Origin of the sequence: Pseudomonas sp. LLC-1 (assembly GCF_002992185.1) — a bacterium.
Classification (GTDB): domain Bacteria; phylum Pseudomonadota; class Gammaproteobacteria; order Pseudomonadales; family Pseudomonadaceae; genus Aquipseudomonas; species Aquipseudomonas monteilii.
Genome location: NZ_LUVY01000008.1, coordinates 104597 through 115878, shown reverse-complemented (window position 1 = coordinate 115878; position 11282 = coordinate 104597). Strand labels below are relative to the sequence as shown.

Below are 11282 nucleotides of genomic sequence, written 5' to 3'. Positions count from 1 at the left end.
TATTATCAGCTTTGTAGTTTCACGGGGATGAGCACATGAAAAAATGGGGGCGTCGATGGTTGAAGAAAATGGCGCAAAGTTTAGGTATCTACGAGTCTTTGGTGAAAAACCAAAAGGTAGCTGTTCGCATTGGCATAGAGAAAGAAGAGCCTCTTCCGACTGTCGAAATCGTTGAAAGCAACCGAATCACTCTGACTGCCTCCCCACAGTGGAATAGCGCCGCTGTCAAACCAGGTGATACCGTTTCGGTTCGTGTCGCAGTAAAATACGAAACCACGGCTGACGTAAATCGAAAAGCGCTGCTTCTAGTTAAACTACTGGATCTTGATGGTGAAGAAATTGTAGAGATTGGGGGCAAGCTCGCGCGCTCCACAAAACTGAACTCGCATTATAAATATTTGCCCTGCACGCTTGGAAAAGTAGTTACGCTTTACGAGTTTAAAGTCCCTGACGGCGGTGTGAATCTCGAAATTGGTTTCTGCACGTTCAATGCAGGTGCTGATGACGCGATCCACATAGATCAAGTTGAGATCATTTCGCGAAAACTCAAAGAAGACTTGATCCAACTTATTCCACCTTCCGCCGACGTTCAAGCCATAAGCATCCTAGGCTGGCCGGAGTATCCTGAAAATGGAAAACCATATGTCATTGGTGTGATGGATGAGTTTACGACCGGTTGCTTCGAGCAGGAAGTAAATCTAATCCAACCACGCCCAGACAATTGGTATGCTTTGGCCGAGAAGTATAAACCTGCTGCCTTCTTTATCGAAAGTGCTTGGAAAGGTAACCAAGGTAGCTGGCAGTTCCGTGTAGCGGAGTACTCGAATAAGCCCGGACCAGAAATAGCACTGATGTCTCAATATGCGAGGGAACGTGGCATTCCCATGGTATTCTGGAACAAGGAAGATCCAGTTCATCATGACAAGTTTATGTGCAGCGCTAAACTAGCCGATCACATTTTCACTACAGACGCTAATACCCGGCCGTCATACCGCAAGAAAACGGGCAATTCCAATATTCATGCACTTCCCTTTGCTGCGCAACCGAAACTGCACAAACCCGCACCGCTGGAGGGGCGTATTCCACGCGCATGCTTCGCAGGTAGCTGGTATGGTAATAGGCATGCTAAGCGTGGTCGCGCCATGCGCTGGCTGCTTCAGGCCGGTAATAAACATGGCCTAGATATCTATGATCGTAACTATGGGACTGGACTGTTCTCATTTCCGGATGAATACCAGGCAGGTATCAAAGGCAGTCTTCCATATAAAGAGCTGTGCGCTGAGTACAGTAGATACCGGCTTTTCCTGAACGTAAACTCGGTCACGGACTCTCCTACCATGTTTTCTCGGAGGGTTTTCGAGTTGATGGCCTGCGGAACTCCAGTGGTAAGTACCTATGCCAAAGGTATTGAAGAGCTCTTTGAGTCCGATGCCGTCTGGATGGTTAGCAGCGAGCAAGAAGCAGAGGAAGCGATCCACACTCTGCTAACTGATGACAAGGAGTGGCGCCGCCGTAGCCTACTCGGAATTAGAGAGGTGTTCTCTAATCACACATATGCGCACCGAATCAATAGCGTTTTCACGAGCGTTGGTTTGCCCGCAGTCAGCGCGATCAACCCCAAAATTCTTCTTATCGCAAAAGCCTATGAAGAAATTGATGTACATAGCCTAATAAAGCTTTGCGATCAACAAATCTATCGTGACTTCTCCATTATAATTGAGTGCCACGGCAATACAGAGCTTTTAAGCCTGCCAAAACCAAATGGAGTTGAGCTAGTTCCTCCAGGATTTTTCTCCAGCCCAGCATTTGAAACACAGGCAAGCCAATTTGACTCCATCGGCTGGTTGAACCCGCTTGCTGGTTATGGTCGTTATTATCTACGCGATTTGGCAAATGCGATGAGCTATCAACCCGAAGCCAAAGGGTGGGCAAAATCGCTCGACCGAGATGCATTCGACTTCAATCAACAGGCTCAACTGGACGGGGCTCTCTGGAGTCCTGAGGAATTTGTAGCAAACTGGCGCTTTGCAGAAGCCAACATACTTATTTCTTCGCCAGAGCTTTACTGCGCCGATAGCAAAGAATTTTACAGAGCAATTAGCAACCAGAAGGTATCGGGTCTTTAATCATGACAACCACAAAAAACTTTCTGGTCTGCGCCGCGCCTGACCTAAATTTTATCGACGGGTCATCTATCTGGGCTCAAACGATAACCTTAGCATTGGCTAGCACACCATTTGCTAACGTGGACTTCATTGCCAAAAGCAAGCCGGAGCGTGACGAGCTTTTCCAGCCTTTAGTTGATTGTCCAAGCATTAATATCATAGATGGCACTCTGCCTGGTTACTGGAAAGGCTCGTCCAAACGACGCCTTGACTTTATACAAATGGTGGATCTAGCCGCCAGATTGAGTAGCACCAAGCAGTATGATGTCTGCCTAGTCCGCGGGCTGGATATCGCTACAAACTTACTTAAACACCCTAAGCTTTTCAGTAAGACTTGGATTTACTTAACAGATATCCCACAAAAAATCTCTGCCTATAGTACTGAGCAGCGTGAAGTCATGCGTAAAATAGCAGGACAATGCGCTAGAATTCTATGCCAAACCGAAGGTTTCGCGTTGTTGTGGAAGCAATTGGCACCAGAGCTCAATGATGCCAAAATTTCGATTTACACGCCGGTAATCAATGATTTTGACACGCCTTCCACTCCAATAGCAGAGCGTGATCAACGCGTCATCTACGCTGGGAAATTTAAATCTCAGTGGAAAACTCTAGAAATGGCTGAAAGCTGGCCAGCCGTCCTTCAAAAAGTTCCAGGCAGTAAGTTTATTGTCATCGGGGACAAAATCCATAACGATGCATCGATAAAAGATTATTCAAATAGAATGAAGTCGGCATTGGAAGCTACCCATGCGCTTTCATGGCTCGGTGCAAAAAGTAGAGAGGATGTTTTTGCGCAGTTAAAAACCGCGCGCGTCGGCCTTTCGTGGCGTGCGGAGAGCATGAACGACACTGTAGAATATTCAACTAAGATCCTAGAGTATGGCGCGGCTGGGTGTGCCGCCATTTTGAACCGGAACCCGTTACACGAGCAGCTGCTCGGGTCTGACTATCCTCTATTCGCCAACGATCAAGCAGAATTTGAGATTCAACTAGCATCGGCTTTGCAAGACAATGAAAAAACCCAGTTAGCCGCTGATAGACTTCAAGCTCTAGCAGCCAAGCATACTTTTTCCGCTAGAGTATCCATGATTAATGACTGGATCACCTCCGACTCAATGGCTGCTCAAGTTGTACTCTCGCCTGGTAAAAAGATCAAAATTCTCGTAGCGGGCCATGATTTAAAGTTCTTCACGCCATTACAAAAAAAACTAAGTGCGACTGGCAGTTTTGAGTTCATTATTGATCAATGGCGCGGCCATGACTCTCACGATGAAAGTGAAAGTCGCCAGCTAATGCAACAAGCAGACATCATTTTTTGCGAGTGGTGCTTAGGAAACGTTAAGTGGTTCTCAAAAAATAAGCTTCCTCATCAAAAACTGATAGCCCGCTTCCATGCCCAAGAGGCAAAGCTTACCTATTTAGCCGAGTCCAATTGGGATGCGATCGATAAAATTGCTTTCGTGAGCGAACATACCCGCCAAATTGCGCTAAAGGTTTTCAAAGGCTTCCCAGTTGAAAAGACGAGCATTGTCTACAATTTCTTAGATGATCAGAAATTTACAAGGAAGAAAAAGACAGGAGATGCTGGCTTCACGCTGGGGATGATCGGAGTAGCGCCAATGAGCAAACGGCTTGATAAAGCCATTGACTTACTTGAAGCACTACTGAAGCTAGATAAGCGCTACTGCCTTAGAATCAAAGGCAAACATCCTTTGGATTATGGCTGGTTGCTGAAACGCAAAGAAGAACGCGAATATTACAAGTCAATTTTTGAGCGTATCAACAAAAGCTCCGAACTAAGACACAAGGTCATTTTCGATCCGCCTGGGGATAACGTAAATGACTGGCTTACTATGGTTGGGTATATTCTGTCACCTTCTGATGCTGAGTCTTTCCATATGGCCATTGGTGAAGGCATGCTAACTGGATCAGTACCAGTGGTATGGAATTGGACAGGTGCTGATCAACTCTGGCCCTGTGAACATGTAGTCGAATCTATCGATCAAGCTGTACAGCTTGTAGTAAAATTTTCTAGTGGCGGCCAACCGGACATTAGTGTCCTGGGGAACTATTCAGCAGGGACGATCTCCAATCAGTGGCATGCTGAACTAGATAAATTGATGAGCAAATCTAATGTACACTGATCAACTCCACAAATTAAAACTCAACCTTCAAGATGAGGCTTTCATTTTTATTGACCGAAACTATGCTCGCGTCAACAAAAATGACTACAAGTCACTAAAATCTGCTGCGTTTGATCACATACTGGAGCTTCGCGGATTTGAAAATCAAAAAATAAACTTAGAAACTTTTGACTGGATTGAAACCGGCAAAGATCGGAGTTGGTGGTGGCAAATTCAGTCCCTTCCTTTTTTGACATGGTTTATCTCAAGTTGCGACCTTCAAACACCGGAAGAAAAAGTTGAGCTTTTCAAATTTTGTGTTAGCAGTGTAATTAACTGGCGGCGTTCTGCGGAACATAACCCGAATTCGCCACTGGCTTGGCATGATCATGCGACCGCTTTTCGAATTCGAAATATCGTCAACTGGTTGGTATTTTGCTGGAACTCTGGATTCGAATCGCTTATTGCAGAGAACAATAGTGAGCTCAACATAGTCCAAGCCATCGAGTCTCATCTTTCATGGTTAGCAGACGATGTGAATTATTCCACCCATACTAACCATGGATTTGATCAATCTCTAATTAGCTATACTATATCACTTTATTTTGGCAATAGATTTGAAGCTTATCGTCAGCAGAGCCTAGTTAGACTGACAGACGAACTTAGTATTGCCTTCACTGACCAAGGCGTGCACAAAGAAAATAGCCCTGGCTATCAGAAGTTTATGCTTGCCAGACTTAACGGTCTCATTAATCTTCGGGGCCTTGGTGATGAGGCCATTTCAGTTAAAGCTGCAGATTATGTAGATAAAGCAAACAAATTTCTTGCTGCCATCACACTGCCAAATGGAATTCTCCCTATCATCGGAGACACACGCTGGGACGATCAGAGTGAGCCTGAACCACTCAGAAGCGAAGTCATAATCCATGATTACTCCAAGTCTGGCTACCTAGTAGCCAAAGGCAAAGACCGGTCTGAAAAAGAATTTTGCTTAATCTTTAAATGTTGCCACGACTCCAACTATCACCGTCATGACGACGATCTTTCGATCGTGCTCTATTACAATGGCAGTATTATATTTGGAGACGGCGGCCTATATAACCACAATGAAAAGGACGCTAAGCGAATTTTCATTAGGTCCCCTCTTGCTCACTCCACGCCAACACTCCCACTTAAGGCTCAAAGAGACAAGAATAAACTCAATGCAATGCCTAGCCTATCGGTGGACGACCAAGGAGTTTTCCATGGTACAAGCTACATGTTCGGCATAAAAACTGAGAGATCTATTGATATTTCTAAAATTCTTGATGGCGTGATTACAATTTGTGACAAAACAGAAGCGAAGAGCCTGCTGACTAGTAACTTCATGATCACGGATAATGCAGAAATAGAAAGCAAGGAAAATATCTTTTCTCTTGATTTTGGCACATGTCAAGTCACCGTAAAAGCAATAAATAGCGATAGCAGCACCGGCGTGCATCGCGGCTGGGATGAGTCAGATGTAAATAAGTGCGCAATATACTCCAAATACCTTGGCAAAGCCGAAGATGCCTCTCGAATTTGGTTTGCTTCTGCGACGCAGAACGTACTCGAAGTATCATTCAAATAAGATAGCCACAAGAATGAACAGCCCTTCAAAAATTGGTATTTGCGACGTTCGCTTCTTCCCTGCCAAAGGCAGCAAAAAGGCGATTGTTTTTTTGCCTTCTGCAAACGATAAAGGCATTCATCCATATTTCCCAAGGCTTAGCTGGCATAATGAACTTTCTCAGCAGGTAAACGTACTGTACATCAACGACCCTTTCCAGCATTTGGATGGATATAAAACGCCAATGGGTAGTTGGTATGTATCGCCAATCGGTGAGTTTGTTCTTCCAGAGGTCTCTTCGTCAATTCAAAGTTTTTTGTTTGAAAACGGTATTGACGAAGTTATATATTACGGCTCCTCAATGGGCGGCTACGCCTCACTAATACTGGCTAGCTTACATCCTGACTCGCATGCAATTGCTGAGTGCCCTCAGCTTTTTATGCTCAAGCATCCAGGCAGTCGATATGTTTCTGAAAACATCCTGAGTAAAGATAGAGCCATCGACTCAATAGAGCCCTTGGCTTACTTAAAAAATTCAAATCATGCCTCGATCAATATCGTCTGCTCGCTGCATGATTATCACTACAAGACTCATGTTGTGCCTTTCGCGGACATTATCTCTTCATTAGACCACTCTATTGGAGAGATTGATTTTACGATTTATAGCAAGCCAAGCTATAAAACAGGACATGTCGCATTAAACAAAATCGACGCATTCTCAATCATTGCAAAAACAATGAAATTTTAAATCAACCATCAACCCTCACTTAATGCATATATCATGAAAAAAAATCTTATTTCTGCAGTACTCATCTCGGCAACGTTGGTAGGTTGCGGCGACTCTAAAGAGCAACCCTCTGCTTCGACCACTGCGGCTCCGGCCAGCTCGATTGTGTCTTCTTCCGACGGAAGCCACCAGCTCACATTGAAAGATGGGGCAAAAATCTCCGTCAATGGCAAGCTCGTACGAAACGTAACCTTCACTAACGAGTCCGGTACGTTCCAGCGCTATATCTTTGATGTAGACGAAAAAACAATGTCAATTGAAGGGACCCTCTTTGCGGATATGGCGAAGTCTGGTTACAATAGAGTAATCAAGACCGACTCTCCCGAGGTCTATGCTGTACATTACCAGAAGAAAGGATTCCCGAGCGTTGGTGCAACTTACACTAGCTTAGAAACTAAGCAGCCGGACGAAAACTCCAAAACTCGACTGATGCTGCTCTGGAAAATCTAACAAGGTTCTGAATGCTTGGAGTCGACGCTTGTTTGACTCCAGGCTTCAAACTTCTGAGGATTACTCACTCAATGCACCATCTTTACCACTCTATCAAATCAAGTATCTTTTGGCTGCTTTCTGTAGGTAAAAAGATCACTCGAACGGTACCGCTCTATACCGCCGCCGTAATATCCGCGACTTTGATATCTCAAACATCGCTCTTGATAGCGTACTTTCTTCCCTTGAAAGTCATCATCCTCATCAGCTCAAGCTCAATCCCTCAGTACTTCCCAGACTCCTGGATTGCTTTCGGCCATAAAAACCTAGTTATAGCACTTAGCATCGCAACAGTACTATTTTATTTCCTGCACATAATTTCAGAATCCATTATTTCTCACCAGTCGGAAAAGGGCGCCCAGCGCTTAATAACTAAAAGCCAAAAAATACTATTGTTCAGCAACCAAAACGATCTCGCTTTTCAGTGCTACCAGCGCTACTCTAAAGGCTTGGCAGCCCTTATATTTATACTTTCATCTATTGCTTTAATGGCATGGGTAGACCCATTACTTTTGTCGATTCTATCGGCCTTTACAGCTTTGACATTAGCAGCGATGCTATTTCACTATACCAAACCAAGTATAGCTGCAAGCCTTTCCAACTCTAAAATCACAAAACTTGGAAATTTTATTTCAGCATCAGGCTTCCTCATCACCTTCGCCTACATAGTAACAAGCTTCCTAGTTAATGGAGCTGTTAATGCATTAACAGCCGTCATATCTATACTAATAGTGAGACAATCTTTTCAGCGGATAGCAAGCCTTACTTTCGATCTATACTTTTTAAACACACACCGCCTACAAGTTAACGCCCTTTTTTTTCATGCCCACACGCTCATCAGTTTACCGAATTCTCAAAATCAAGGCTTCTGGAGTCTTTTGAATGAGTCAAATAGAAACAACTGGATTCAAGAGATTTTAGCTGAAGTCTTAGAGACCTCTATTACAATTAATTCATCTCGCTGGCATCAAACTGCTTACAGCGACGTTGCCGCCATTGAAGCAAGCATTGGTAAACCAGAGCATCCGCTTGACAAGCGATTTCTTCTAAAACTTTTCAATGTCAACCGCAATGATTTAGCGGTCCAAGAGGCCACTGTACTTGCAGAGTGCAAAAAGTTAAACCTTCCCGCTCTACCATTAATTGGCGCAAGCACAATCCAAGGCCTTCACTGCCACGTATTTGAATGGCATGACGAGCAAAAAGTTTCTTCCGCTGATGTCAAACCAAAAGTTCTTGAGGCATTTGGCAAACTGCTATGCATAGAACCTCCAACACAGTTATCCTCACGTTATGTACGATCTAGACCTTTGCTCTGGCAGCGTTTAGATCAGACATTCATCAGCCGCCTTAAAATTGCGGCAAGAGACGAATACGAAGCTGGCTTAATTCAAGACCTCCACGAGCAATACGATTTGATCCAGGCTTGTCTACAGCGTTTGCCGCTGCAACTTATTAACCCGGACATCACCGCGGAGAGCGTTTTAGTAAATGCTGACGGGAAACCAGTATTTAGCCAATGGGGTAGGTGGAGCCTAGATCCAATTGGCGCATCTTGGCCAATTAACCCGATAGAGCTCAAGCAAATATCAAGCGCTTTAGTCCATGCCCGTACAGTTCGAGCATCTCTTGAATTTATTCTTGACGCCGAGGTAATCCTTTCTGCGTTAATGTATGCTTTTGAAAAAGCATGTAATCGCCAGCAAACTGAAACAGCAATTGGCCTACTACCAAAAATTCTGAACTCTACGCAAGAGATTAAGATGCTAGCAAAATGGACAACTGAGGGCATTGTCAGTTAACTTTTAAAAAACTCGAGCTCGATGGCCTGGCTACGCTGATCGAGTTCGATATCAAGGTGGCAGTGTTCGCCCGGTGCTTTTCGTCATTCTGTAAGCGCTCCATGCAACCTATGCGATCCATGACCCCCACCTACCACAAAGTGGGGGTCACGGTTACTGTGGCATCTCCGGTGAGCAGTTCTCCTCGGCACCAAAGTTTGCGCGTGCGGCAGCCGCAGCCACTATAAAGCTCCTGACCGTTGACCTTCGTAGTCTCGACCAGGCTGTAGATCCGGGCACTGCGGTAGGCTCCTTGGGTGCGTCACTGAACAGCCATGCCTTGCGACCAATGACAAATGGCCTGATCAAGCGCTCGACGAGGTTGTTGTTGATCGGCAAAAACCGGCCTCGATGCTAATCATCAATCGGCCCCTGTTGTTGCCCAAGTATTGCACAGCCTTGCAGAGTACACTTTGCGGCGTCACTTGAGACTGTGTCTTCTCCAGTCAGCCTTCCAACGCTATTTCGGTGGCATAAAAAAGGCCGAGGAAATCCTTGCCTGAGTTGCCCGCGCAGCACCAGCATTAAGCAGTTAATTTTCAGTGGTAGTTCTGAGACAACACACCAATTTCAGCACTTTGCGGGGAACACAACAACAAAGGCAGATGGAGAGCGTTCAAATAATGATATTATAAAAACAGCCCTCCCTTAACTGACCGAACACGGCGCCGACAAAAAATCATAAGGGCGCAAGCTTAATAAAACCCACACTAAACAAACCAAACAGCCTAACTTTGCCTCGCAGCCTGGGAAGAAGAATATAAGCCTCCGCTTGCCCCCGAGAAAATTGCATTAATCTTGCGAGTAAAATAACTATCAACATATATGTAATAGTAATGCGAGACCAACAAAGTAACTGGAAGCACCAGAGCAATACTGACGCAGGCTGCCTGAAGACCCGAAAAGTACAAGAATACATAAGGCCCAACAATGGCCAAAACAATCGAATGAAGCAAATAAACCGAAAAGGAAACTTTCCCAAGCCACTCAAACACAGGTGCGCCTAGCGATCTCAAAATCACACTTGATAGAAGCGTACTGTAGAGAAGAATAATAGCTCCAACCTGCGGATATAAACGAGCCCAATTTGTAACATACCCAAACTCTGACTTCATTAAGGCTGCGAACTTCACCAAGCCTTCGTAAGATGAGCTCATAGGATAATAACCCATGAGATAAAGAGAAGTCGCAACCAAAATTACACTTGAAAGCACACCAAAACGACTTGCAAGCTGGTCTTGTTTGAGCGTTGCCAGCACCACACCGGCTACAAACAAGGACATACTGCTTATCTCTCGATCCTGACTATGCAGAGTGCACATAAATATGATTACGCAAACTGCTCTCAGTACATTGATGTTCCCACCGAACAAAGCGATCACTGAGAAAACCAGAAAAGATCCGTACAGCTCAATACTGATGGTCCACAAAACATAATTATAAGTTGTATTTCCATATACAATTGACCCAAAAAGCCCTTGCCCCAAGGCCTGCCAAAAATCAGGTACAGCCTTTGTATATATCAAGGAAAATGGATTAGACACACCAAACTCTTGCGCCTTATAAGCCCCCAACGCCATGGCAATGTAACCTAACATTACGGCAAAGAAGACTGGGACATTTAGCCTGAAATAGCGCTTCACGGCAGCAGTTCGAATTGCGTTCAAGTTTTCCTTACGCTTCAACAAACCGTAAGACAAAACAAAACCACTCAGTATGAAAAACAACCACACAGCTGAGCCGCCTCGGTAAATAAAAGTCAGAGGACTATTAAATATCATTGCTTCAAGAGCAGATGGGTCTGACGTATATCGCGGTCCGGAGTGCACATAAGGCACAAACCACAGCAAACAATGTGACAAGACAACAACAATCGCCGCCAGGCCGCGCATACCGTCTAAATATGTGATCTTTCCTGTGTTTTCCATCTATCCCTTCCCCTCGATGTCGGCGCGAATGATACCGGGGGATACGCGAGCCGTCATTACCTGAGCTCGGCAATTCAGCTAATTTTCTCTTCAATCCAATGATTCGATTGCTGAATTTCTCGATCCGATGGCCTATTAGGCCAAACTTATCGATATGGGCATCGCTCTGCAAGGAGGTAGTCCCGATTTTGCCAGGTGGTGCTAGAAGGTGATCCTGCGTGAAGAATTTTCTGCTAATCCTGCAGAATTTCGGCTAAAAACCGGACAAATAGAAATCCGTAATAGCTATGGAACTCTGTCGAGGAAGCCCTCATAGCCACCACACAAAGTCGTCTTACGCCACAATGATACCAAGCCAGCC

At 44.9% G+C, this 11282-nt stretch carries 7 protein-coding genes and 1 pseudogene; 6 read left to right on the top strand and 2 right to left on the bottom strand.

Going from position 1 to position 11282, the window contains the following annotated elements; genetic code table 11:
• Nucleotides 1-35: 35 nt before the first annotated feature.
• The 6 genes from A0O30_RS06990 to A0O30_RS27665 all read left to right on the top strand — a co-directional run bounded on the left by A0O30_RS06990 (nt 36) and on the right by A0O30_RS27665 (nt 8954).
• The gene (locus A0O30_RS06990; RefSeq protein ID WP_105946002.1) at nt 36-2126 is read left to right on the top strand and encodes a glycosyltransferase; all 2091 of its coding nucleotides are present in this window, start codon (nt 36-38) and stop codon (nt 2124-2126) included.
• A gap of 2 nt (nt 2127-2128) precedes the next feature.
• Nucleotides 2129-4309 carry a hypothetical protein gene (locus tag A0O30_RS06985; protein ID WP_105946001.1) on the top strand — a complete coding sequence of 727 codons (2181 nt, stop codon included), beginning with the start codon at nt 2129-2131 and terminating at the stop codon, nt 4307-4309.
• Nucleotides 4299-5897 carry a heparinase II/III family protein gene (locus A0O30_RS27675; RefSeq protein WP_146256304.1) on the top strand — a complete coding sequence of 533 codons (1599 nt, stop codon included), beginning with the start codon at nt 4299-4301 and terminating at the stop codon, nt 5895-5897. The genes A0O30_RS06985 and A0O30_RS27675 overlap by 11 nt, the downstream gene beginning before the upstream one ends.
• 13 nt (nt 5898-5910) lie before the next feature.
• The gene (locus A0O30_RS27670; protein WP_146256303.1) at nt 5911-6624 is read left to right on the top strand and encodes an alpha/beta hydrolase; all 714 of its coding nucleotides are present in this window, start codon (nt 5911-5913) and stop codon (nt 6622-6624) included.
• Nucleotides 6625-6657: 33 nt separating this feature from the next.
• Nucleotides 6658-7113 (top strand): hypothetical protein, encoded by a 456-nt coding sequence (locus A0O30_RS06975; protein ID WP_105945999.1) that lies wholly within the window; start codon nt 6658-6660, stop codon nt 7111-7113.
• A 71-nt stretch (nt 7114-7184) separates the two neighbouring features.
• A complete protein-coding gene (locus A0O30_RS27665) occupies nt 7185-8954 on the top strand; it encodes a hypothetical protein (protein WP_146256302.1) in 1770 nt (589 codons plus the stop codon).
• A 153-nt stretch (nt 8955-9107) separates the two neighbouring features.
• Here A0O30_RS27665 and A0O30_RS06970 read toward each other — a convergent pair.
• Both A0O30_RS06970 and A0O30_RS06965 read right to left on the bottom strand, forming a co-directional pair.
• Nucleotides 9108-9439 (bottom strand): annotated as a pseudogene (locus tag A0O30_RS06970) (transposase); the annotation flags it as partial.
• Nucleotides 9440-9721: 282 nt separating this feature from the next.
• A complete protein-coding gene (locus A0O30_RS06965; protein ID WP_105945998.1) occupies nt 9722-10921 on the bottom strand; it encodes an acyltransferase in 1200 nt (399 codons plus the stop codon).
• Nucleotides 10922-11282 lie beyond the last annotated feature (361 nt).